The following is a 24,181-nucleotide window of genomic DNA, read 5'->3' as shown; positions in this document are numbered from 1 at the left end:
CACCGTTGCCCATGAGGGCTGAGTCATGCGTCCGGTCACCAAGCAGCCACGCCATGCGAAATACTCGCCGCCGCAGAAGCTCTTGTTAGGCGGCACCGTGGCGGCCCTTTTTCAGAAAATCGCCGGCGTCACGTCTGTGACGCCAACCTACCAGATACCCCTGACTCTGGCCTTGCAAGTACTGTTGGACCACGTTACAGGCCTGCGTATCCGGCGCATTACACCTGCCGAGCAAACCGTGCTGGCAAGTGGGCTGATGCAACGGATCAGTAAAATCTACAAAACGGCCGCATTGCCTCTGACTGACGAACTGGGCGCCTTCTGCTCTTATTGCGGTACTGCCTTGCCTGGCCTGATCGAAGTCGAACACGCCCTACCCAAGAGCCATTTCCCTTACTACGCCGTGGAGTGGAGGAATTTCCTTCTGGCCTGCAGCCCATGCAACACGTGCAAAGCCGATGACCCGGATCGAAAAACCGCAACAAGCTGGGCACAGGCTTTTTCCCCGACCGAACAACAATTGCATAACAGTATCCGTCAGCAACACTACATCTGGCCGGACCTGAACGCTGGCTGCTGGCAGGCATTGCCCAACCAACTGCAGTACCTGGACCCTAAAGTGCAGACATGGACTGTGTTGAATGCAGCAGAATCGGTCAGTGCGGGAATCAGGCTCACTGCTTATGACGTGATACAGCACAAGGTCCTGGCCAACCTCGATGCCAGTATCGGCGGCGGCCCCTTCGGCGACGTGGAGGTTGCCGTGGTTGTCAGTGACGCCAACAGCCGGGCGACAGAGATGATCGACTTGCTGGGCTTGAATGCCGACTCTTCCAGCGTCTTCGATCGACGGCTGATGAATCGCACCAGGGCCTGGTTCGATGCCTTGGAGGAGTGCCGATTGCTCAGCCGCGTCGACCCCGACCCCAAACACAACTGGCTGTGGCCGATCACTCTGCGACGCGCAGCAAGTTCCGGATTCTATTCAGTCTGGCTGACGGTCATGCAGGCGTTCGACAACTCGCACGGCACCCACTATGCAAAAGCTTTCGTCAATGACTCCGCCAGCAAGTTGTATTACCCCAGCACCAACATCAGCCAGCTCCCCTGCTGAGTGAGGCGCCATGAGACCCTTAGTACGCCCATTGCTGCCGAATCGGCTACGCCAGGCTCCCGCAGCACGACTGTTGTTGAGCGCTTTCGGCAACTTCTGTTCATTCTGCGAGCGCCCGCTGCTCGATGACGTTTGGGTGTGGAATGCCCGGACAGGCGCATGCGTTGAAGGGGACAACTGCAGTGCCCAGGACTGGGAGCACCTCTATCTGCTTGATCATAATTGCCACCAAGCGCAACAACAGGCCGATCAACAGGAGCTGCCGTTGCTGATGCTGCCGACCGAATCGCTCGTGTCTTACCCTCATGGCGCCAACTATCCGTTGAGCTACTCATTCCAGTCGATACAGAGGGTTTTGCTTGACGAAGACAACAGCGAGTATGAACGCGAGCCAATCGGCGCTGTGCTGATCTCAACAACCCACTACCGGGCCCAAGCCACCCTGCGTTACTTCGCGCTCAATACGTCATACATCAATGCAGATGCCAACGAGTTGAGGATCCCTGGCCTGGACTATCTGTCGTTGCTTGACCGGCGCCTGGATCAACGTACCGATGCCTGGAATTTTACCCAGGAAGCAGCCATGAGGATCAATGAAAGCCAGACGCAAGCGGTCAGAGAAGCTGGGCTCCAGCAGTTGCGGCTGCTTGTCGGCACAGTGGGCTTCTGGTCCACCTGCCGGACAGCCGCAGGAACCATCCTGCCCTATGAACAGTTGCAACAGGTGTTTGATCCGATCCCCTTGGGCCAGCTGGCCATTACCGTCCAGCCCCTGGAACACCACGCAGGCTTTCTCGGCAACGGCCCGCACCAGCCCTTCCCTGGTACAGCTCGGATCTAGGCAAAAAACGAGAACAGAATCGCCGACAGGGTAATCAGGCCAATCAGCACCACAAACACGTTCGAGGCCTTGCCCGAGTATTTGCGCAGCGCCGGCACCTTGTGGATGGCGTACATCGGCATCAGGAACAGCAGGCAGGCGATGATCGGCCCGCCGAGGTTCTCGATCATGCCGAGGATGCTCGGGTTGAGGGTCGCCACGGCCCAGCAGGTGATGACCATGAACAACGCGGTCATCTGTTCCAGGCGCTTGCTTGAGACCTGCTTGCCGCGGCTGCGCAGGCTTTTCACGATCATGCCCTGGAAGCCTTCGCTGGCACCGATGTAGTGGCCGAGGAACGACTTGGTGATTGCCACCAGGGCGATCAGCGGCGCGACAAAGGCGATCACCGGGGTCTGGAAGTGGTTGGCCAGGTACGACAGGATCGAGATGTTCTGCTGTTTGGCAGCGGCCAGGTCCGCCGGGCTCAGGGCCAGCACGCAACTGAAGCAGAAGAACATCACCGTCAGCACCATCATCACGTGGGCGCTGGCGAGGATCTTGCCGCTCCTGGCGTCGGCCTGCTCGCCGTAGCGGTGCTTCTGGTCAACGGCAAAGGCGGAGATGATCGGCGAGTGGTTGAACGAGAACACCATCACCGGGATGGCCAGCCACAGGGTCTTGAAGAACAGCTCCAGGGGCATGCCTGCGCTGGCCTGGGCGAAGAAGGCGCCGTTCCAGTTGGGGATCAGGCTCACCGCCAGCAACAACAGCGCGGCCACGAACGGGTAGACCAGCAGGCTCATGACCTTGACGATAATGCCCTGGCCGCTGCGCACCACGATCATCAGCCCGCAAATCAGCAGCAAGGCCAGCAGCGCCCGCGGCGGCGGGGTCATGTGCAGTTGGTGCTCCATGAAATTGCCCAGGGTGTTGGTCAGGGCGACGCTGTACACCAGCAGGATCGGGAAGATGGCAAAGAAGTACAGCAAGGTGATGAGCTTGCCGGCGCCGACGCCGAAGTGCTCTTCGACCACTTCGGTGATGTCTTCGCTGGCGCCGCGCTTGCCCGAAAGCACGAAGCGGGTCAGGCCGCGGTGGGCGTAGAAGGTCATCGGGAAGGCCAGTACCGCCAGTACCAGCAGCGGCCAGAAGCCCCCTACCCCGGCGTTGATCGGCAGGAACAGGGTACCGGCGCCGATGGCGGTGCCGTACAGGCCCAGGACCCAGGTGGTGTCGTGACGGCTCCAGGCACGGCTTTGCGCAGGCGCGGCCGAGTCCACACGAACGGTCGTGGTGCTATTTACATCAGTCATCGATATTGCCTTGTAGTTGTTTTTGTTGCGTATGAATAACTTTGGAACAGGGGTGCAGCTATCGCGGGTCAAGCCCGCTCCCACATGTAGGAGCGGGCTTGACCCGCGATGGGATCAACACTCGACGAAGGCGACCGCCAGGCCGCCGCGTGACGTCTCCTTGTAGTTGGCATGCATGTCGGCGCCGGTGTCGCGCATGGTGCGGATCACCCGGTCGAGGGAGATGAAGTGCTCGCCATCGCCACGCAAGGCCATCTGCACGGCGTTGATGGCCTTGACTGCAGCAATCGCGTTGCGCTCGATGCACGGCACCTGGACCAGGCCGCCGACCGGGTCGCAGGTCAGCCCGAGGTTGTGCTCAAGGGCGATTTCGGCGGCGTTTTCCACTTGCATGGGCGTTGCCCCCAGCACTTCGGCAAGGCCGGCCGCGGCCATGGCGCAGGCCGAACCGACCTCGCCCTGGCAGCCGACTTCGGCGCCGGAGATCGAGGCGTTCTTCTTGCACAGGATGCCCACCGCAGCGGCGCTGAGGAGGAAGTCGACGACGTCGTTGTCGCAGGCCTCGGGGTTGAATTTCATGTAGTAGTGCAGCACCGCCGGGATGATGCCGGCGGCGCCATTGGTCGGTGCGGTGACCATGCGCCCGCCGGCGGCGTTTTCTTCGTTGACCGCCAGGGCGAACAGGTTGACCCACTCCATGGCGCTCAGGGTCGAGCCGATGACGTTGGGCTTGCCCAGCTCCTGCAGGCTGCGGTGCAGCTTGGCGGCGCGGCGCTTGACCTTGAGCCCGCCCGGCAAGATGCCTTCGTTGCGCAGGCCGTTGTCGACGCACTCGCGCATCGCCGCCCAGAGCTTCAGCAGGCCGCTGCGCACCTGGGCTTCCTCGCGCCAGGCCAGCTCGTTGGCCATCATCACCTGGCTGACCCGCAGCTTGTGCTGCTTGCACAGCGCCAGCAACTGGGCGGCGCTGTCGAAGTCATAGGGCAGTTGCACCTGCTCGGCGCTGTTGCCGGCCGTGCCCACTTGCGCAGCCTCGACGATAAAACCGCCACCGACCGAATAGTAGGTTTGCTGCAGCAACGAGCCCGATGCGCTGCTGGCTTCCAGGGTCATGGCGTTGGGGTGATACGGCAGGCTTTCATCGAGCAGCAGCAAGTCGCTGGCGCAGTCGAAAGCAATCGCCTGCGTGCCGTCGAGCATCAGTACCTGGCTTTGCTGCAGTTGCGCGATCAGCGGCTCGATGCTTTGCGGGTCGATCTGGTCCGGCCATTCGCCCATCAGCCCGAGCAGGCAGGCGCGGTCGGTGGCGTGGCCGACGCCGGTGGCCGACAACGAGCCGTACAGGCGCACCTCGACCCGGCTGACCTGCTCCAGCAGGCCTTGCTCACGCAGGGCCTGGGCAAAGGTTGCCGCCGCACGCATGGGGCCTACGGTGTGGGAGCTGGAGGGGCCGATGCCAATCTTGAAAAGGTCGAAAACACTGATAGCCATGCTAATGCCTGACCGAGGCAACAATCCATGTCACGCAACGGCACTGTTAAAAAATTGATGGGTGTCGCGAAGTTGCGCGATACTGCCCGGTCACTTGCGTGTTGACCAACGAAACTTTCTAAGCAAGCCTTTAGCAGAGCTAAACGATGAAGCGACAAATGAATGGCCAGATGTACGTCTGGCTGCATGTGTTTGCCTGTGCGGCGCGGCACCTGTCGTTCACCCGCTGCGCGCAAGAGCTGCACATCACCCCCGGCGCGGTCAGCCAGCAGATCCGCCAACTGGAAGAGCGCCTGGGCTTTCGCCTGTTCCTGCGCCGCGCCCGCGGTGTGGAGATGACCGCCGAAGGCCAGCGCCTGGCGCAGACCGTCGGCGAAGCCTATGGCAGCATCGATGCCGAGTTGCGCCGCCTGGACGCTGGCGAAATCCGCGGCACCCTGCGCCTGCGCTCGATCCCGTCGTTTCTGGCCAAGTGGCTGACCCCGCGCCTGCCGCGCCTGCAGCAACGCTACCCGGACATCCAGCTGCGCCTGGTGGCCGAAGACAGCAGCCAGGCCTTGCACGAAGGCGACTTCGACCTGGCCATCGACCTCAACGACGGCAGCTACCCGGGCATGCATTCCACACCGCTGCTCGACGAACAGATCTTCCCGGTCTGCGCCCCTTCCCTGCTGCGCGGCCGCCCGCCGCTGCATGGCCCGGCGGACCTGGCGCATTACCCGCTGCTGCACGACATCACCGCCTGGCGCGGCAGTTCGGAATACGCCGAATGGGAGTTCTACCTCGAGGGCATTGGCGCCAGTGGCCTGGACGTGCGCCGTGGGCACACCTTCAACCGCAACCACCTGACCATCGAGGCGGCGATTGCCGGCATCGGCGTGGCCATTGCCCGGCGTACCCTGCTCAATGACGAGCTGGAGCGCGGCGCGCTGATCGTGCCGTTCGGCCTGCCGATCGCCAACCACAAGCGTTATGTGTTGCTGTACCCGCCCGGTGGCCTGGCGCACCCGGGGGCGCGGGCGGTGCATGACTGGCTGGTGGAAGAAGCCGAAGGCTTTCGCGCGTTGCATGCCCAGGACGCCAGTGCGCTTGCCTTGCGCCGATAGTGCAGCGACGCAAGGCAAGGCCGTTCAGGCCGCTTAGCTTTCGCTGCTGCGGGTCAGTTCGAGGATGAGGCCGTGCTCGGCCGCAGTGCTGACTTCTTTCAACTGCTGCTCAGCGGTAAAGTAGCGCCCTTCCGACAGTGCCAGACGCTGCAGGTGCCCCTGCCCGTCCACGGGTGCATCGGGCAGGATCTGCTGCAGCGCACTGCGCACCTCGGGCGCCAGCGGCCCGTCGAACTCATGCCAGTCGTACAGGCAGCTCAACAGGTAGTCGGCGGCATCGCGCCATTGCTGTTCGAAGGTCGCAAAGCGCTGCCCGTGCAGTTTGCGCAAGTAGCGCTTCCAGCCATGTTGCAGCACCATCCATTGCTGCCTGGCCTCCACCTGGCTGCTCAGGCGCTGGACTTCACGCTCGACATTCTTGATCACACGCGCGTCAACACCGGCCCGGTGCGCATAGAGCATGCCGCTGGACGGCTCGGGGAAGTCGAGCCGGGTGGCCAGTTCCTGACGCAACTTCAGGCGAATTTCCACCGGGTCGGACTCATGCTCCAGGTCCTGGTCGGTAAGGTTATCCAGCGGGTCGAAGGCCGGCAACGGGCGGCTGCCGGCACGCATGGCATCGCGGCGCAGATCGCGGGCAAGGCCGATACGCTGGGCCAGGGAGTTGACCAACTCGCGGCGGTAGAGCTGCTTGTACAAGCCGACCACTGCCGCCGTGCGCTGCAGCGGGTCAAGCGCCTCCTGGCTTTGGCGATAGGCGAGAAACTCGACTTCCAGGGCACTGAAGCCGTCGGCCCCGGCGTCGCCACAGGTTGGTGGGTAAGCGTCGGCAACCGCCTGCAAATCACTGAACAGCTGGTCAGAACCTTGTGCGGCGCGCAGCAGCTCCCAGACCCTGGCGGACATGTTGTTGAAATCGAACCGGGCCTCGCTGGACTCCAGCGCCCGGTCGAGCACCAGCAACAGCGGGCGATGGGTGTCTTCATCGGGGAACAAGGTGTCCCACAGTTGCTGCTGCTCGGCGCTCGCCTCACGTAACCAGCCGGCGGCCAGGCCGCTGGCACGGCGACTGAACGGCATGCCCAGGCCGCGCAAGTGGGTGGCAGCGGCCTCGCTGAGCGGGTTCTGGTTGAGCAGCAGCCAGCGGCTGCGCTGGCCGTCGGCACGCAACGCAGCGCCAAAGGCCGTGGCCGCAAGGTCGGGAAGCTCGCTCAGCTCGTTGCTGCTCAGGTCCACCGTGCGCAGCCGATGCTCTGGCGGCTGCATCAGCTCCAGCAATCCTTCAGGCCAGTCTTCGAGCTGGCAGCCACGCAGGCTCAGGTGCTCAAGCATCCGCAGGCCGGCCAGCTGCGGCGCCCGGCCCAGGGGGTTGTCGGCCAGGTTGAGCTTGCGCAACCGCACAAGGCCGGCAAAGGCTGTGGCCCCGTCTTCGTCCAGCTGGATGTTATTGCGGGCAAGGTCCAGCTCCTGCAACGGGATTGCCGCCAGGGCTTGCAACTGCTCGGCATCGAGGGTCGCGCCATTGGCCCGAAAGCCCAGCGTGGTCAGGCTATCGAGCTTGCCCAGGGCATTGATCGCTTCAACCGGCAGCGTGGCCATCTGGTTACCGGTGAGGCCCAGCCCACGCAAGGCCCGCAAGCTTTGCAGCGGGTCGAACATGCGCGCATTGACCGCGATCTGGTTGCCCTCGAGGCTGAGCAACCGCAGCTTGGTCCGGGCGCCAAGCGCAGCGGGTATCTCGGTCAGGCGGTTGTGGTCCAGGTTCAGTTCCCTGAGTTCGGTAAACGACGAAAGGAATTGCTCCGGCACTGCGCTCAGTTCCATCCGATGCAGGAACAAGCGGGTGACATGGCGAAAGCGCACATTGATCGCTGGCAATCCGCCAGGCCTCCAGGAGGACAGGTCCAGTTCATGTTTATGATCGCCACCCACACGGCGCCAGGCGGCTTTTAGCCGGTCACGAAGCATTTCCCGGTCCACCCGCTCGCCAGCGCTGGGTCGCTGCGCCACCCAGTTGTCGAGGGTCTGCCCGAGCTGGCGATATTCATCCTCCAGGCCCTGGATCGCAGCACCAAGGTCTTCATTGGCGAGTCTCAGCTGGTTCTTGATCTCGGAAATTTCATTGGCGCGCAACTCGGGGTACAAGGCACTCAAACGGCGATATTCGCTGGAACGCAAGGTCCCCACCGCGCCGCCCAGCGGGTAGCCACGGCGCCCGTCGGCCAGGCGCAACGGCGATTGCAGCCAGGGCCGCGAGGGTTGCTGGCCGATCAGGGTCGAACAGCGGGCGCGATTGCCCAGGGCTTGCTGGGTCAGACGCTGGCGCAGTTGCGCGGGCTCGTAGATCTCTACCCCAAGCGACTGGCGCAGGGTGTCGGGCAGTGCGCGTAACAGCGCAGCAAAAAAGTCATCGCTCAGCCCCAGTTCATTACCGCGGGCATCGAAAACGCGATAGCCACCCTCGTACTTGAGTATCGAGCGCAGCTCTGCCTCGGTGTCACCGACGCTGGCCAGCACCGCGCTAGCCAGCGTCTGTTGGTGTAGCTCAAGGCGAATACCGCTGTTCCAGCCGGGCAAATCGGCGAGCAGTTGCAGCGCCAGGCGCTCGCTGTCCAGGGCCATTCGTGCAGGGAACACCAACCCTTCAAGGGCACGATTGAGGCGCAACTGGCGCTGATAGGCCCGGGCTTCTTCGGCCAAGCGTCCAGGTACGCGCGCTTGCTCGCCAATCAGTTGCCCACGCTCCTGGGCAGTGGCGTGCCGCACAATTTCCTCGGCAAGCGAATCAGGCAGCGAGGCGAAGTCACGCTGCAAGGTCTTGGCGCCCAGGCCGGGGGCGCTTTCGATACTGGCGTACAGACTGTCGAACACCGCGCTGCGCTTGCGCTCTGCCAGATCGGCCAATTGCTCGCGCAAGGCCGGCAAGCGTGCCTGCTCGGGCAAATGCTCACCCAGCAGCTCGCTGCGTTGCGCCTCACTCAAGGCCTGCAACAGCACCTGGGCGAGCTTGCCGCTGCGCACATCGGCGGCCAGTACCTTGAAGGCGTGACCCTGGGGCCAGCGTTCCAGGCCATAGGTCTGCGATTCACCCCACAGCTCCGGCCCCCTGAACACCTGCAATACCCGGTTGGCCGGCCATTTGGGCAACTCGACCAGCAACGCCAGCGGATAGGTCATGCCCGCCTCCAGCGCCGCGCCACTGCGGATATCGGCGACCATCCGGGTAATGCGCCGGTCCAGTTGCAGGCGCTGCAAGGTATCGGCCAGCAGCGGTGCAAGCGGCCCCTGCTCGACATGCATGTGGCGCAGCACGTCGTCGTCGACCCCGCTGATCTCGGCAGCCTGTGCCAGGCTGGCATCGTCCAGGCCCTCGGCCAGAACGCCGATGCGCCGCAGCAACTGGCCACGCTCCCAGTGCAGCGGCTGTTCACCCTGGAACTGCCAGGCGCCGTTACCGTAGTGCTTGAGTGGCGGCTCGAAGGCGTCGTTGTTGTCCGGGTGCCTGATTCGCCATTGTTGAAGGTCGGCATCATAGCGTTGCTGGTACAGCTTGCCATCCAGGCGGATGTACAACTGATCGTTCAGCGCGTACTGCCCCAGAGCATTGGGCGCCAGGCGCTCGGGTAGTTGCACCGGGCTTGCATAACCGCTCAGGTCGGGCTTCCACAGACGCACTTGGCCATTGGCCAATTCGACACGCTCCAGACCATCGACAAACAGCGACGGTTCGGCGGCGCTGCCGGCTACCCCCAGCCCTGCGATCAAACCCAGGTTGACCACCAGCGATTCGACCTGCGCCAGGGCTTCGGCGGTTTCCCCGGCTTCCCAGGCCTCGACGCCATGGAACACATTGCCCATCAGTTGCGCGCCGGTCACCGCCAGCATCAGCGGATTGAGCGCCGGGACTACAAACGCCGCAGCGTTGAGCACATTCAGGCCGATATCCAGCCAATGCTGCAAACGCGCCAGGCGCGCGGCGCGGTCTTCATCGGCGGTCGGCACCGCCAGTACCCGGGCATTGGCCTTGAGCCTGCGCACCTGCAGGCGCTGCAAGCGGTTCCACAGCTCGCCGTCGAGCGCATGTTCCTCGACCTGCAGGCGCGGATTGCGGATCGGTTGGCGGATCTTTTCCTCGCCCTTAAAGCGTTCGACGTACAGCGCCTGATTCAAGGCGCGCACAAATGCCGGGCGCTCGGCCTGGGGCACGCATTTGAGTATTGCCTGGCGGTAATCGTCAGCTTGCAGGCTGGTAGCCAGGTCGTGGGCAAAGGCGCTGGTCGAGGAATACTCCTTGATCGGGTACAGCGGCGCGCCGGCGATCCAGGCCACACAGCGTTCAGTGACATTGCTCGCCGCCGGATCCGGGCCGATCAACAGCGCTCCGTCCAGCACGCTGCCCAACACGCTGATCTGCCGACAGACCACGGCTTTGCCATCGAGCCGGGGCGCACCGCCATTGGCCAGCAGCAACAACGCGGCCTGTACTGCGTCGGTGATTTCACCGTAGCTTCGCGCCCGCTGCACTTGCGCGACGAAGTCGGCCCGGGTCGCTGCTGTCATGCTGGCGGCCCTGACGGGGCCCTGCAGCACCTCGGCCAGGTGCTGCTGATACTGCCGACCCAAGTCGAGTTCGCGGCACAGGGCGACGAAACGCTCACAGCTCAGGCTCATGGTTTGACCTTGCGCGTCAGCCAGGTAGCTGAAAGGGCCCAGGTCTTCATTGGCGCTGAAATTCTGCAGCGCCGCCTCAAGCAGGCTGCTGCTGTGGGTCGCGCCCTTGGGCAAGGTACGCCCGCCAAGGGTTTCAAAACCGACCTGGTGCAGTTGCGCCTTGAGCACATCCACTTCCACCCCATGGGCCTCACGTAATGAACGGGCCAACAGTGGCGCACAGAACTGGCTGATGCCCTTGAGCGCGGCAAGCTGCACTGCCAGCGCCTGGCGTGCAGCCCTCGAAGCCTTGAGCGCAGCCTGTAGCTGCGGCTCTATCGCCGACGGCAGTTGCTGGCTCTGCAGCAGGGTTTGAAAGTCCTTGGCCGCCAGATGGCTGACCCAGGCAGGAATCGCCGCGCCGATCAAGGTGCGGTGGAAAATCAACGCAGGGTTTGGCTTTGCAGGTGTCATTGGAAAAGTTCCTGACAGTGAGGGGCTGTCAGGAGAGCAGCACCGCCGTTGACGGCGGTGCTAGATAAATAGTGCCTTCACCCGCTCAATCAGCCTGGCCCACCGGCATCTGCGCATTCGGCAAGGCCGCCCCCGGGGTCACCACTTCACTCAGGTCAATATGCTTGAACACCGGCTTGGCCCCCAGCCGCGCATTGAAGCGGGTATTGAAGCTGAACGGGTCGTCGCTCGGCACTACCAGCGAGCGCCCGTACACTGCGGCGATGCCGGCCGGGTCGTAGCCGAGCAGCTGCAGCAAAGTGGGGAAGATGTTGTAGTGGCTGGAACGGTCCTTGTTGGTTGCCAGTTGCGCCTGCCAGTCAAGGGTTTGCAGGCGCTGGCCCTGGATCACCACCAATGGCACCAGGCCCTCCTCCTCCACCGGGTTGCTGTCGCAGTGGGTGTTGAGCCCCGGGTTGCCGCGTTCGTGCAGGTCCTGGCCGTGGTCTGAGGTGTAGATGAGCACCGCCTGGCTGAGGTCGGCCTTGGCGAACAGGCGGTTGAAAAACTCGCCGACGTTCCACAGCAGGCTGTTCATGTACGAATTGCGGTACAGCACCCAGTCTTCGGGCTGGCCATTGAATCCGTCGCGCCGGCCAGTGTCGGTGATGTCAGTGTACTGCCCGCGCGGCAAGGCCGGGCGGTAGGTCATGAAGTCGTCGGGGTATTTGTCGTGCACCGGGAAATGCACGCCAACCTTATTGATCACAATCAGTTGCGCCTTGCCGTCGGCCAATAGCTCGGTGAGCTTGGCCACAGCGGCCATGTCGCGGTCACGCACCGGGGTGCTGTCGAACTGGATGAACTGGTCGATGTCGCGTTTTTCTGCGGCGTTCATCAGGTTCTGCAGGTTGCCGCCGGTGCGCTGGGCGTCGATGTACACGGTGCCCAGGCCGGCAGCCTTGGCGTACTGCCAGATCGACGGCAGGGTCGAGTTGATGCGCAGGTAGTCGTCGCGGGTGCCGCCATAACGCAGGGTGACGTTGGTGTCGGAGCTGCAGTTGGCGATCGAGGCGGCGTAGCCATAATTGAAAATGCTCACCCCGGGCCGGGCCTGGTTGAGCTGGCTGCGCACGCCATGGGCGGTGTTCAGGTCCAGGTAATTGCCCGAGACGCTTTCGTCGATGATCAGCACGATGTCGCGGGCCAGGGCCGGGCCGCTGCGTGCCAGGGTCACCGGCTCACGGGGGCCGACGCTGTCGTGCAGCGACTCGTAGAGCATCAGGTTGGCATAGGCCAGCGGCGTGTACATGATCGGCAGGCCGCGCGCACCTTCACCGGCGCGCACGAACAGAATCGCCGTGAGCAAGGCAATGCCCAGCAGCGGCGCCGCCCACGGCAGCGCCCTGGGCCCGGGCACAGGGTGGCGTGGCTTGAGCCCCAGGCCCAGCAGCAACAGCAGCGAACTGCCCAGTACCCGGAGGATCACGCTGTGGTACTGCTCGATGGCCTCGCCGATAAAACCACCGGAATACACCATCGAGATAAAGCCGCTGTAGGTCAGATAGTCGGCGGTAATACGCGTGTAGGCATCGAAGAACACCGCGCTGGCGCTGAACACCAGGGCAAAGCCCCAGCGCAGCCAGGCCTGGCGGATGTTCGCGCAGAGCAGCAAGGCCAGCACCAGCAGCACCAGTACGCCGAGGTACAACAGCAACGCCGGGCTCAGGCCGATGGCCTGTAAGCGCTCCAGGTAATAGGGGTAATTGCTCAGCAGGTACAGCGCCAGCAGCAGTTCCTTGACGTATTTGAACATCTTCCCCTCGCCCAATTTTGACCTTGCAAGCACCCGGACATTGACACGTTAGCAGTCGCCACCCAAAGCGCAAACCGGAACAACGTCAGTTTTTTGACCCAACTTGGCGGCGCCAATTCTGACAGTTCAAAAACGCGAAAGCGTTGCATTCGTGAAACATCCACATCCATAAACGCCTTGTTTATCGCGGGCTTCGACCGTTCATCGTTTTGCGATGCGGCAATTGGCCAGTGCTCGCCAATGCTAACCCCCGGATTTAGAACGGCTTGATAGCAAAAAGCCCAAATCACAGCGAGTGTAAATCCGACGAAACATGCCATTTGATTGACACGACTTCCCACGGGTGGGCTATACCGAAATCACACCACTGTTTCATCCTCATTACTCCATACGAGGCACGCCGACATGGACGTGAGCGTATTTGGCACCGGCTATGTCGGTCTTGTGCAAGCTGCGGCCCTCGCAGACGTAGGACACCGGGTTTTGTGCGTCGATGTCGATGCGCACAAGATCAGTCAACTGCGTCAGGGCGTACCGCCGATCAGCGAGCCGGGGCTTTCGGCCATGCTCGAAGAAAACATCAAGGAAGGCCGCCTGCTGTTCAGCACCCAGGCCAGTGATGCGGTCAGTCACGCCGAACTGATCTTCATCGCCGTCGGTACGCCGCCGGATGAAGACGGCTCGGCCGACCTCTCCCATGTCCTCGGGGTGACCCGGCAGATCGCCGGGCTGATGGAAGCCGATCGCACCCTGATCATCAAGTCCACCGTCCCGGTCGGCACCGCTGACAAGGTCGCCGCCCTGGCCGGCGAAGAACTGCAGCGCCTGGGCAAGGGCGCGCTCAAGGTGCGGGTGGTGTCCAACCCCGAATTCCTTAAAGAAGGCAGCGCCCTGGCCGACTGCATGCGTCCGGACCGGATCATCGTTGGCACCGCCGATGACCAGGCCCACGACCAGCTCGCCGAGCTCTACGCGCCCTTCTGCCGCAACCATGAAAAGCTCATGTTCATGGACAACCGCAGCGCCGAGCTGACCAAGTACGCGGCCAACGCCATGCTCGCCACGCGCATCAGTTTCATGAACGAGCTGGCCAACCTCACCGAGCACCTGGGCGCCGACATCGAAGCGGTGCGCAAAGGCATCGGCTCCGACCCGCGCATCGGCTACCACTTCATCTACCCCGGCTGTGGCTTTGGCGGCTCGTGCTTCCCCAAGGACCTGCGCGCCCTGCTGCACACCGCCGAACGCAGCGGCATGCCGCTGCGCCTGCTGCAAAGCGTCAGTGAAGTCAACGACAGCCAGCGTCAGATCCTCTTCGCCAAGCTCAAGCAGCGCTTTCCTGGCAGCCTGGCCGGCAAGTCGATTGCGGTCTGGGGCCTGGCCTTCAAGCCCAACACCGACGACATGCGCGAAGCCCCCAGCCGCTACCTGATGGAAGCGCTGTGGGCCGAAGGCGCTACCGTGTGCGCCTTTGACCCCGAGGCGATGTCCGAATGCCGGCGCATCTACGGCTACCGCAAAGACCTGCAGCTGTGCGCCACCCGCGACGACACCCTGGAAGACGCCGACGCCCTGGTGATCTGCACCGAGTGGAAGAACTTTCGCGTGGTCGACTTCGCCCTGCTGGCGAAAAAGCTGCGCAGCCGCCTGATCATTGACGGGCGCAACCTGTACAACCCCGACCAGGTCGCCACTTTCGGCCTGAGCTACAGTGGCATCGGCCTGCGCCAGGTGCAGCCGGAGGTACCGGCGCCATGAAGATCCTGGTCACCGGCGCCGCCGGTTTCATTGGTGCCCATTGCAGCCTGCGGCTGTTGCGCGACGGCCACCAGGTGATCGGCCTGGACAACTTCAACGACTACTACGACCCGGCGCTCAAGCATGCGCGGGTGCGCTGGGTTGAAGCTGAGGCCGGAGCCTTTACCCTCTACCGCCTCGACCTCAATGATGCCGCCGGCATCGCCGAGCTGTTTGCCAGCGAGCAACCGGAGGTAGTGATTCACCTGGCCGCGCAAGCCGGGGTGCGCTACTCGCTGGAAAACCCGCGGGCCTACATCGACAGCAACCTCAGCGGCTTTCTGAACATTCTCGAAGGCTGCCGCCGCCATCCGGTGCAGCACCTGCTGTATGCCTCGTCGAGCTCGGTGTACGGCGCCAACCAGCACACCCCGTACCGGGTCGAGGATGCCGTCGACCACCCGCTGTCGCTGTACGCGGCGACCAAAAAAGCCAACGAGGCCATGGCCCACAGCTACAGCCACCTGTTCGGCATCCCCACCAGCGGCCTGCGCTTTTTTACCGTGTACGGCCCCTGGGGCCGCCCGGACATGTCGCCGATCCAGTTCGCCCGGGCGATTGCCGAAGGCCGGCCGATCCAGCTGTTCAACTACGGCCAGCACCAGCGCGACTTCACCTACATCGATGACATCGTCGAAAGCCTGGTACGCCTGATCCCGCTGGCGCCAACCGCCAACCCGGCCTGGGACCGCGAGCATCCGGACCCGGCCAGCAGCCACGCGCCGTGGCGCCTGTTCAACATCGGCGGCCAGCGCCCGGTGGAACTCACCGACTACGTGGCCTTGCTGGAAAAACACTTGCAACGCAGCGCCAGCATCGAGCTGCTGCCCTTGCAACCGGGTGATGTGCTGGCCACCTGTGCCGATGCCAGCGCCCTGGAACAGGTCACCGGCTTCACCCCCCAGGTTTCGCTGGATGAAGGGCTCGGGCGTTTTATTGCCTGGTTTCATCAGTACTACCCGCAACTTGACCGGGACGCGGTGCGGGTCAACGGGCACTTGCCCGCGCAGCAACGGAGAACGGTATGACAGGACAACCTAAAAGTGCGCAACTGCAGGCACTGTATCAAGACAAGCGCATGGACCCCGCGCACCGCCAGCGCATCGACGCGGCGATTCACATGCAAGGCCGAGGCTGGCTGACCGGCCGTGCCGGCGGGCGCCCCTGGACCCTGTCGCGCACCAACCGGGTGGTCGCCTGCTTTGGTGCCTTGTGCATTCTGGCGATCATTTCGCCACTGCTGCTGGGCCTGGCCGTGCTGGTCAAGTTCAGCAGCCCCGGCCCGGTGTTCTTCGTGCAAAAGCGCACCGGCTATCGCGGCCGCGCCTTCGGCATGTACAAGTTCCGCACCATGGTCGCCAACGCCGAGGCCTTGAAGGACTCGGTGCGCCACCTCAACAAGCACGGCGCCGATGCCATCGATTTCAAGATCGACAAAGACCCGCGCGTCACCCCGATCGGCCAGTGGCTGCGGCGCAGCAGCCTGGACGAGTTGCCCAACCTGTTCAACGTGGTGCTCGGTGACATGCGCCTGGTCGGCCCGCGCCCCACCTCGTTCAACGCCTATCGCTACAAAGACAACCACCTCGCCCGCCTGAGCATCTACCCCGGCATGACCGGCCTGTGGCAGATCTCCGGACGCAGCGACATAGACTTCGACCAGCGAGTCGAACTGGACCTGAGCTACATCAACGAACAGAGCTTGATGCTGGATCTGAAGATCCTCTTCAAGACTCCCTTCAAAGTCTTCAGCGGCCACGGAGCAAGTTGAATGGACGGTTCTACTTCAAGAAGTCTGACGATCGCCACCCCGAGCGAAACCAACCTGACCTCCACGGTGCTCGATGAAGACCAGCGCATCCTGCTGCTGACCGCTGCCAACACCGGCAGCGGCACCAGTACCAGCGCCCTGGCCTTTGCCAGCCAGTTGGCGTTGATGAGCGGCGGCCCGGTCTTGCTGGTCGACAGCAGCCCCAGCGGCAACAACCTCAGCCAGCAGTTGAGCCTGCACAAGCTGCGCGGCTTCAACGACCTGATGTTCGACCAGGACACCCCGCCGTTGATGCAGGACTGCATCGTGCGCCTGTCCGACCAGCCGTTCGACGTGCTGCCGGCCGGCACCTACAAGCGCGGCAAGGAGCGCCTGAACCCCGACCTGCTGCGGGTGCTGCTCAAGCACATGGGCGAGCACTACCGCTTCGTGGTGATCGACGGCGAGGCGGTGTACGCCAGCGCCGACAGCCTGATCATCGGCACCCTGGTCGATGGCGTGATTCTCGTCGTGTGCGCCGAGGAAACCCGCTGGGAAGTGGCCCAGGCCGCCGCCCAGCGCCTGACCCAGGCCGGCGCCAGGCTGATCGGCAGCGTCTTCAACCGGCGCAAGTACTACATGCCCAAGTGGCTGTACAACAACCTTTAGGCCAGCAGACCAGGAGCCTCACATGAAATACACGACGTTCGCGCTGTGCCTGCTGACCCTGGCCGGCTGCGCCAATCAGGACACCCGGCAGATGCCGGTACAGATCATGACCGCCAATGCCGCCAACGCCCAGGACGCCGAACTGCCGCGCAGCGAACAGGTGCTGCGCCCGCAGGACGTGCTCGATGTGATCTTCCACATCAGCACCAGCGGCTCGGCGTCGTACCGTATCCAGTCCGGCGACACCGTCGGCCTGGCCTTCCCGGCAGCCAGTTCGCTCAACGGCAACCAGCTGGTGCTGCCCGACGGCACCATCGAACTGCCGCGGGCCAACACCTCGGTCAACGTTGCCGGGCAAACCCCGGACGAAGCCCGGCGCACCATCCAGCAGGCCTACCGCAACAAGCGTCTGTTCCAGCCCGGGCGCGACAACGTCACCGTGCAGGTGATCAGCCCGCTGACCAACGAGCAGAACCTCAAGAGCGCGCTCAACCACCCGGCCACCGGCATGAGCCGCGAAATCACCGTCGGCAGCGACGGCCAGGCGAGCTTCCCGGAAATCGGTTCGGTGCCGCTGCAGGGCATGACTGTCACCCAGCTGCAAACCTACCTGAACAAGCGCTACGCCGACCTGCCGGGGCGCATGACCGTGGACGTGATGCTCAAGTCCACCGCCGTCAACGAGATCTACGTACTGGGTGAAGTCGGCCAGCCCGGCGCCTACCCGATCCGCCGCCCGGTGTCGGTGCTTGAAGCCCTGACCCTGGCCCGTGGCCCGAACGTCAAGGCGCGGCTCGACTCAGTGGTGATCATGCGCCGCAACGGCAACCAGGTGCAGGCCGTGCCCTACAACGTCGACAAGGCCCTGGATGCCAGCGCCGCGCAAGTCGCCTACCTGCAGCCGGACGACATGCTCTACGTGCCCAAGACCAAGCTCGCCAGCGCCGGCGACCTGGCCCGGCAACTGGCTGACGTGGTGCTGTTCCAGGGGGTCGGCTTCAGCTTCGGTTATCGCGTTGACAACAAAGACAGCGACAACAACTAATTCCAGGCGGGTATCCGAGCATGAATACAAAAGAAAACTACCTGCATGAATTCTTCAGGATCTTCTTTGCCAACCGCCAGTTGGTCAAACGGGTGTTCCTGGTCTTCGCAGTGATCGCCTTGCTGTTGCCGCTGGTGCTCAAGCAGAGCTTCGACATTACCGCCGAAGTGATCGTGCAGTCGAAAAAACTGTCCCAGAGCGACACCAACACCACCCTCGCCCAGGAGACCGACAAGTTCATCCCGCCGTCGCTGGCCGACATGGAGACCGAGAGCAATATCCTGCGTTCGCCGACCCTGATCCGCGAAACCATCAGCCAGCTGCGCGCCGAGGGCAAGTACGAGATCCCGCCCAGCTTCATGCAGCGGGTGGTGTTCGGGCCGATCCGCAGCGGCATCATCAACCCGTTGCGCGAGTACGTGGTCAACCCGGTGCGCTCGCTGTTCGGCCTCGAGGTCGACCCGGTGCGCGACACCCAGCTCGACACCCTCACCGACGACGCCATCAAGGACCTCAAGGTCGAAACCCTGCCCGGCTCCAACGTGGTCTCGGTGACGTATAGCTTTCCCGACCCGAAACTGGGCACGCTGTTCGTCAGCCGCCTGCTCGACAACTACCTGCGCAACCGCCAGAACCTGCAGTCCAACGAGCTGCCCGAGCAGTTCTACGAGCAGAAGAAACTGCAATACCAGGTGCGCATGGATGACCTCGAAGGCAAGCGCCTGGGCATGCTCGAAAGCATCGGCTCCTCGGACCCCAAAGAAGAGATCACCTTCCGCCTCAACGCCATCAACACCGAAGAACAGGCACTGAACCAGTACCGCGACCGCCTGCTGCAAAGCCAGCAGTGGCTGGACTACCTGAAAACCAGCCTGGCCGCGGCCAGCAACGCCAACATGCGCGATTTCGCCTTCCCCTACACCTTCACCACCACGGTCGACAACGTGGCCTTTGAAGACCGCGAAATCAAGCAGCTCGGTGAACAGCTGACCACCCTGGTGCTGACCTACGTCAGCGACCTGGCGGTGTTCCAGCCCGGCAGCGAGCAGATGCTGCTGCAACGCGAACAGATCGCCAAGACCCGCCAGCAGTTCTTGAAGATCGTCGCCAACCGCATCAAGGAGCGCGAGAAAGACCTGGCCGTGGTCCAGGACGTGATCGCCCAGAAGACCGCGCGCATCGCCGACTTCAAAGGCCGCGTGCACCAGTTGCAAGAAACCCAGAGCAAGGCGCGCCAGCTCGACACCGAGATCGACGCCCTGCACAAGGCCTACTTCACCTACACCCAGCGCTACGAAGAATCGCGCGGCGCCGACCTGCTCAACGGCCTGTCCAACGCGCGCATCCTCAGCGCCCCGTACGAGCCTGCGGAGCCGGCGTTTCCCAAGCCGCTGCTGATCGTGCCGTTCGGCATGCTCACCGGCCTGCTGCTGGCGATTGCCCTGGTGTACGTCAAAGAGTTCTTTGACCGGCGCTTCAAGCACCCGGCGCAAATCAGCCATCAACTGGACCTGCCGGTACTGCTGGTGATCAACGACCAGACCCCGGAAACCCCCAACCCCTACAAGGGCTGGTCGCTGCCGCGGCTGGTGCACTGGGTGCGCAATTGAACGCAGCCCTGAACCCGCCACGGCCGATCCTGCACCTGCTCAGCAGTGGCGGCTTCTACGGCGCCGAGCGGATGCTGCTGGACCACTGCCAGGCCACCCCGGGGCAGCACCAGGTGCTGTTTCTCGGGGCCCCGGAGCAACTGGTGGCGCGTTTTCGCGCCGCCGGCGTGGCCTGCCAGACCTGCGACGGGGTCGGCGAGCTGCTGGCTGAACTGCGTCGGCGCCACGACCAGCAGCCGCTGATCAACAGCCACAACTTCAAGGGCCTGCTGTTCGGCTGGCTGGGCGCGCAGTTGTGGCGCCTGCCGATGGTCGCCACCCAGCACGGCTTTACCCCCAGCAGCCGCAAGCAGCGCCTGTACACCTGGATCAGCCTGCAGCTATGCCGCACCGCCACCATCGAGCGGGTGGTCTGCGTGGCCGAGAGCATCAAGCGCATCCATCGCCAGGCCGGGGTCGCCGAGCACAAGCTGCAGGTTATCCCCAACGGCTTGCCCGAGGCCGACGCCCTGCCCGCACGCCACCCTGGCGCTGGCCGCTGGCTGGCCGGCTATGTTGGCCGCTTGAGCTGCGAGAAAGGCCCGGACCTGTTTCTCGATACCCTGATCCCGCTGTGCCAGCGCCACCCGCAGCTCGACGCAGTGATGCTCGGCGACGGCCCCGAGCGCGACGCCCTGCAAGCGCGCATCGACGCCGCCGGTTTAAGCCAGCGCATCCGCCTGCCCGGCTTTCAGGCCGACATGCGCCAGTGGATGGCACGCCTGGATGCCCTGGTGATCAGCTCGCGCACCGAAGGCACGCCGATGATCCTGCTCGAAGCCATGCAGGATGGCGTGCCGGTGGTGGCCTTTGCGGTCGGCGGTATCCCCGATGTGATCGAACACGGGCGCAGCGGCCTGCTGGCCCGGCCCCTGGCGGTGCAAGAGCTGGCCGCCCAGCTTGAGGCGCTGATGCTCGACCCGGCCCAGGCCGGCGAGCTGATCGCCCAGGCGCGGCGCACCCAACGCGAACGTTATCACCTGCCGACGCTGGCGCAACGCTGGGCCCGGGTTTACCTGGGCGCGGCCACGGAGACCTGCGCATGATCATTCCCCTGTCCCTGATCGGCCTGCTGGCCATCGCCTGCGTGGCATTGCTGGCCAGCCCCTACCCGTTTCTCGCCCCCGGCGCGGTAATCGGCCTGGCCGGCCTGCTGGCGCTGTACAAACGCCCGGCCTGGGGACTGCTGGCAATTATCACCCTGGTGCCGCTGGAAGGCCTGTTCAAGGACAGCGAGCTGACCGCCTCGAAAATGATCGGCGCGGCCCTGGCCCTGGTGCTGGTGCTGCAACTGGCGGTCAAGCAACTGCCCGCCGAGCGCCTGCGCAGCAGCATGTGGCGGCTGTTGCTGGGTTTTCTGGCGCTGTACCTGCTGAGCTTTCTGGCCAGCGACAGCAGCGAGATGTCCCTGGGGCACTTTCGCGAGCTTGCCGTGGGCCTGCTGTTGTTCGGCATCACCCTGCTGGTTGGCCGCGACCTCGACCTGCCGATGATGTACCGGCTGGTGACCCTCAGTGTCAGCCTGACCTGCATCATGGCCATGGCCTCGGCCAAGTACCAGGACGAAGGCCGCGCCGCCGGCCTGCTGGAAGACCCCAACGTGTTCGCCATGCTCATCGCCATCGCCGTGCCCATGGCCCTGTGGCTGGTGTTCAACAGCCCGCGGCGGCTGCACAAGCTGTTCTGGATCGCCTGCTGCATCCTGCTGCTGGCGGGCATGACCAAGACCAACTCGCGCTCGGGCCTGGTGGTGCTGTTGATCAGCCTGGGCATCGTGCTGGTGCACTACCGCACCCAGGTCGCCCACCTGCGCCCGCGACACCTGGGCTTTGCCATGCTTGGCCTGGCGATTCTGCTGCCGACCATGGTGGCGCTGATGCCGGCCAGCTACGTTGCGCGCATCCAGTCGCTGGCGCTGCTCAAGTCCGGGGTCAATGCCTTCCAGGACGATTCCCTGGGCCGGCGCTCGTCGTACATCGTGGTCGGCAGCAAGATGATCCGCGAACACCCGGTGCTCGGCACCGGCCCCGGCACCTTCCCCCTGCACTACGCCACCACCGGCTACGCCAAGGCGTTTTCAGCCAACCGCAAGGTCGGCGACCTGTACCGCCGCGCGCACAACACCTACCTGGAGATCTTCAGCGAGGTCGGCATACCGGCCGGCATCCTCTTTGTCAGCATGGTCTTGCTGGCCCTGTACAACGTCTGGTACGCCCGGCGCCTGTGGCTGCGCCAGGGTGAGCAGGGCCAGGCCGACCTGCTCACCCACCTGTGCATGAGCATGCTCGCCATCAGCCTGTTCCTGATGTTCCTCAGCGCGCCCAACCACAAGTACCTGTGGATCATGCTGGCGCTGTCCAGCGTGCTGCGGCTCAAGGCCGAACAGGCGCAACCGGCGCAGGTGAAGGCATGAAGGTCAGTGTCGTGGTGCCGATGTTCAACGAAGCCCGGCACATCGCCCGGACCCTGCAGTCGGCGTTGAACGCCGCCGCCGATGCCGGCCTTGACTGCGAGCTGGTGGTGGTCGACAACGGCTCCAGCGACGACGGCCCGCAGATCGCCCGCAGCCTCGGCGCCCAGGTGCTGAGCCTGCCCGGGCTGACCATCGGCGCCTTGCGCAACCGTGGCGTACAGGCCAGCAGCGGTGAGTGGCTGGCGTTTCTCGATGCCGACATCGAAGTGCCCGAGCACTGGCTGAGCCTGCTGCTCAAGCTGCATGGCGAAGGTCGTGGCGACGTCTTCGCCCTGGACTGCGACACCCCGCGCCAGGCGCCCTGGTTCGCCCGCGCCTGGCAACGCCGGACCCTGCGTGCAGGCTTGCCGGCACTGCACCCGATGCAGTGGCTGCCGACCCCCAACCTGCTGATGCAGCGCCACTGGTTCGATCAGGTGGGCGGCTTCAACGAAACCCTGCGCACCGGCGAAGACAAGGACTTTACCTGGCACCTGAACAAGGCCGGCGCGCGGCTTTTGGCCCTGCGCGAGCCGGTGGTGCTGCACTGGGGTTTTGAGGGCAGCTGGCGCGAGTGGCTGGGCAAGGAGCTGTGGCGCCAGGGCAGCAACCTGCAACTGCTGCGCAGCAACGGCCCGAGCCTGCGCCTGCTGCGCTTTCCGCTGCTGTCGCTGGGCGCCTGGCTGCTCGACTTCATGGCTTTGTCGGCGCTGCTCGACGGTTACCCGCACCTGGCGCTGTTGTTGCTGCTGGTCACCAGCTTGCCCGCGCTGGCCCTGAGCCTGCGCCAGAGCCTGAAACACCGCGACCTGTTGTTCGCCCTGCAGCTTTGGGGCCTGCACTGGATCCGCCTGCACCTGGCCGGCGCGGCCTTCGTGCTCAGCCTGTTCAACTGGAACGCAAGGAGGCCCGCCCGTGGCTGAGTTCATCTTTTGGTTGTGCCTGTTGCTACCGTTTTATGCCTGGCTGGGCTACCCGCTGCTGCTGACCCTGGTGGGGCCGCTGTTCCCCCGTCACCGCCCCGCACCGCTGGCGCCGCAGCGGGTCAGCGTGGTGGTGGCCGCGCACAACGAAGAACGCAATATCGACAACAAGCTGCGCAACCTGCTGGCCCAGGATTACCAGGCCCAGAGCCTGCAGATCGTCGTCGCCAGCGATGGCTCCACGGATAGCACCGTGGCCCTGGCGCGCAGCTTTGACGACCCGCGCATCCAGGTCCTCGACCTGCCGCGCATGGGCAAGAACAGCGTGCTCAACGTCGCCGTCACCCAGTGTACGGGCGACATCGTGGTGTTCACCGACGCCGATGTGCACTGGATTGACGGCACCCTCGGCGCCTTGCTGGCACCCTTTGCCGACCCTGAAGTGGGCGGCACGGTGGGCAAGATGATCATCCCCGAGGCCGGCAAGGGCCTGAGCCTGGGCGAAAGCCTGTACCGCCACTACGAAGCCTGGCTGCGCCGGGTGGAGAGCCGCACCGGTTGCACGGTGTCGGCCGATGGCGCCCTGCAGGCACTGCGCCGCGAGCTGTACCAGCCGATTCCGGCGCGGGTCAACGACGACTTCTACATCAACACCTGCGCACCGGTGGCCGGCAAACGGGTGGTCTACGTTGACGAAGCCCAGGTGCTCGACCAGGGCGTGGACGAGGCCGACCGCCAGTTCAGCCGCCGCCAGCGCGTCACCGTCGGCGGCCTGATCAGCCTGGCCGCCCGCCGCGAACTGCTCAACCCGCTGCACCACGGCCTGTACGCCATTGCCCTGATCAGCCACAAGCTGATCCGCCGCCTGGCGCCGGTGCTGCTGTTGCCCCTGCTGCTGGCCAACCTGTGGTTGCTCGACGGCCACGGCTTTTACCAACTGACCCTGGCCGCGCAACTGCTCGGCTATGCCATCGCCATCGCCGGCCTGCTGGACGTGCGCCAGCGCCTGCCCAAACCGTTTCGCCTGGCGGCCTTCGTGCTGGTGACCCTGGCCGGCATGAGCGTCGGCCTGTGGCAGTTTTTACGCGGGCACAGCTACAACCAATGGAACCCCGACCAGACTCGATGAG

The 24,181-nt window shown here is 64.1% G+C and carries 17 protein-coding genes; 13 read left to right on the top strand and 4 right to left on the bottom strand.

What is annotated here, in order from left to right; genetic code table 11:
- Positions 1–25: 25 nt before the first annotated feature.
- Both LOY54_RS12480 and LOY54_RS12475 read left to right on the top strand, forming a co-directional pair.
- Entirely contained in the window at positions 26–1,114 is a 1,089-nt protein-coding gene (locus LOY54_RS12480; RefSeq protein WP_258610562.1) for an HNH endonuclease, read from the top strand.
- Between the two features lie 76 nt (positions 1,115–1,190).
- Entirely contained in the window at positions 1,191–1,955 is a 765-nt protein-coding gene (locus tag LOY54_RS12475) for a hypothetical protein (protein WP_258610561.1), read from the top strand.
- On the opposite strand, the gene LOY54_RS12470 is transcribed toward LOY54_RS12475, so the two are convergent.
- Both LOY54_RS12470 and LOY54_RS12465 read right to left on the bottom strand, forming a co-directional pair.
- On the bottom strand, positions 1,952–3,250 hold the full coding sequence (locus LOY54_RS12470) for a serine/threonine transporter (RefSeq protein WP_258610560.1): 1,299 nt from the start codon (positions 3,248–3,250) through the stop codon (positions 1,952–1,954). The genes LOY54_RS12475 and LOY54_RS12470 overlap by 4 nt on opposite strands.
- A gap of 114 nt (positions 3,251–3,364) precedes the next feature.
- Positions 3,365–4,741 (bottom strand): L-serine ammonia-lyase, encoded by a 1,377-nt coding sequence (locus tag LOY54_RS12465; RefSeq protein ID WP_195883932.1) that lies wholly within the window; start codon positions 4,739–4,741, stop codon positions 3,365–3,367.
- Positions 4,742–4,887: 146 nt separating this feature from the next.
- Here LOY54_RS12465 and LOY54_RS12460 point away from each other — a divergent pair, with 146 nt between their 5' ends.
- Positions 4,888–5,847: a LysR substrate-binding domain-containing protein gene (locus tag LOY54_RS12460; RefSeq protein ID WP_258610559.1), complete on the top strand. Its 960-nt coding sequence runs from the start codon at positions 4,888–4,890 to the stop codon at positions 5,845–5,847.
- Between the two features lie 33 nt (positions 5,848–5,880).
- Here LOY54_RS12460 and LOY54_RS12455 read toward each other — a convergent pair whose 3' ends face one another.
- A complete protein-coding gene (locus tag LOY54_RS12455; RefSeq protein WP_258610558.1) occupies positions 5,881–10,971 on the bottom strand; it encodes a dermonecrotic toxin domain-containing protein in 5,091 nt (1,696 codons plus the stop codon).
- Between the two features lie 85 nt (positions 10,972–11,056).
- Positions 11,057–12,766: a sulfatase-like hydrolase/transferase gene (locus tag LOY54_RS12450; protein ID WP_258610557.1), complete on the bottom strand. Its 1,710-nt coding sequence runs from the start codon at positions 12,764–12,766 to the stop codon at positions 11,057–11,059.
- A gap of 405 nt (positions 12,767–13,171) precedes the next feature.
- Between LOY54_RS12450 and LOY54_RS12445 the strand changes: the two genes are divergently transcribed.
- From LOY54_RS12445 to LOY54_RS12400, 10 genes are read left to right on the top strand one after another with little or no spacing between them, the layout of a single operon-like run.
- On the top strand, positions 13,172–14,524 hold the full coding sequence (locus tag LOY54_RS12445) for a UDP-glucose/GDP-mannose dehydrogenase family protein (RefSeq protein WP_258597630.1): 1,353 nt from the start codon (positions 13,172–13,174) through the stop codon (positions 14,522–14,524).
- Positions 14,521–15,591 (top strand): NAD-dependent epimerase, encoded by a 1,071-nt coding sequence (locus tag LOY54_RS12440; RefSeq protein WP_258610556.1) that lies wholly within the window; start codon positions 14,521–14,523, stop codon positions 15,589–15,591. Before LOY54_RS12445 ends, LOY54_RS12440 begins: the two co-directional genes overlap by 4 nt.
- Positions 15,588–16,334 (top strand): sugar transferase, encoded by a 747-nt coding sequence (locus tag LOY54_RS12435; RefSeq protein WP_045198774.1) that lies wholly within the window; start codon positions 15,588–15,590, stop codon positions 16,332–16,334. The genes LOY54_RS12440 and LOY54_RS12435 overlap by 4 nt, the downstream gene beginning before the upstream one ends.
- Positions 16,335–16,982, top strand: a complete 648-nt coding sequence (locus tag LOY54_RS12430; RefSeq protein ID WP_045198772.1) for a CpsD/CapB family tyrosine-protein kinase — start codon at positions 16,335–16,337, stop codon at positions 16,980–16,982. It abuts the gene before it with no gap.
- A 22-nt stretch (positions 16,983–17,004) separates the two neighbouring features.
- Positions 17,005–18,027: a polysaccharide biosynthesis/export family protein gene (locus LOY54_RS12425; RefSeq protein ID WP_123566862.1), complete on the top strand. Its 1,023-nt coding sequence runs from the start codon at positions 17,005–17,007 to the stop codon at positions 18,025–18,027.
- Positions 18,028–18,047: 20 nt separating this feature from the next.
- Positions 18,048–19,637 (top strand): LPS biosynthesis protein, encoded by a 1,590-nt coding sequence (locus LOY54_RS12420; protein WP_045198768.1) that lies wholly within the window; start codon positions 18,048–18,050, stop codon positions 19,635–19,637.
- A complete protein-coding gene (locus tag LOY54_RS12415) occupies positions 19,634–20,722 on the top strand; it encodes a glycosyltransferase family 4 protein (RefSeq protein WP_045198766.1) in 1,089 nt (362 codons plus the stop codon). Before LOY54_RS12420 ends, LOY54_RS12415 begins: the two co-directional genes overlap by 4 nt.
- Positions 20,719–22,089, top strand: coding sequence for an O-antigen ligase (locus tag LOY54_RS12410; RefSeq protein WP_258610555.1), 1,371 nt, complete (start codon positions 20,719–20,721; stop codon positions 22,087–22,089). The genes LOY54_RS12415 and LOY54_RS12410 overlap by 4 nt, the downstream gene beginning before the upstream one ends.
- Positions 22,086–23,051 carry a glycosyltransferase family 2 protein gene (locus tag LOY54_RS12405; protein ID WP_093383294.1) on the top strand — a complete coding sequence of 322 codons (966 nt, stop codon included), beginning with the start codon at positions 22,086–22,088 and terminating at the stop codon, positions 23,049–23,051. Before LOY54_RS12410 ends, LOY54_RS12405 begins: the two co-directional genes overlap by 4 nt.
- Positions 23,044–24,180, top strand: coding sequence for a glycosyltransferase family 2 protein (locus LOY54_RS12400; protein ID WP_258610554.1), 1,137 nt, complete (start codon positions 23,044–23,046; stop codon positions 24,178–24,180). Before LOY54_RS12405 ends, LOY54_RS12400 begins: the two co-directional genes overlap by 8 nt.
- The last annotated feature ends 1 nt before the right edge of the window (position 24,181 follow it).

Source organism: Pseudomonas sp. B21-032, assembly GCF_024748965.1.
In the GTDB taxonomy this organism is placed as follows: domain Bacteria; phylum Pseudomonadota; class Gammaproteobacteria; order Pseudomonadales; family Pseudomonadaceae; genus Aquipseudomonas.
The sequence above is the reverse complement of the archived record's forward strand: the minus strand, read 5'-3'. Positions and strand labels throughout refer to the sequence as shown.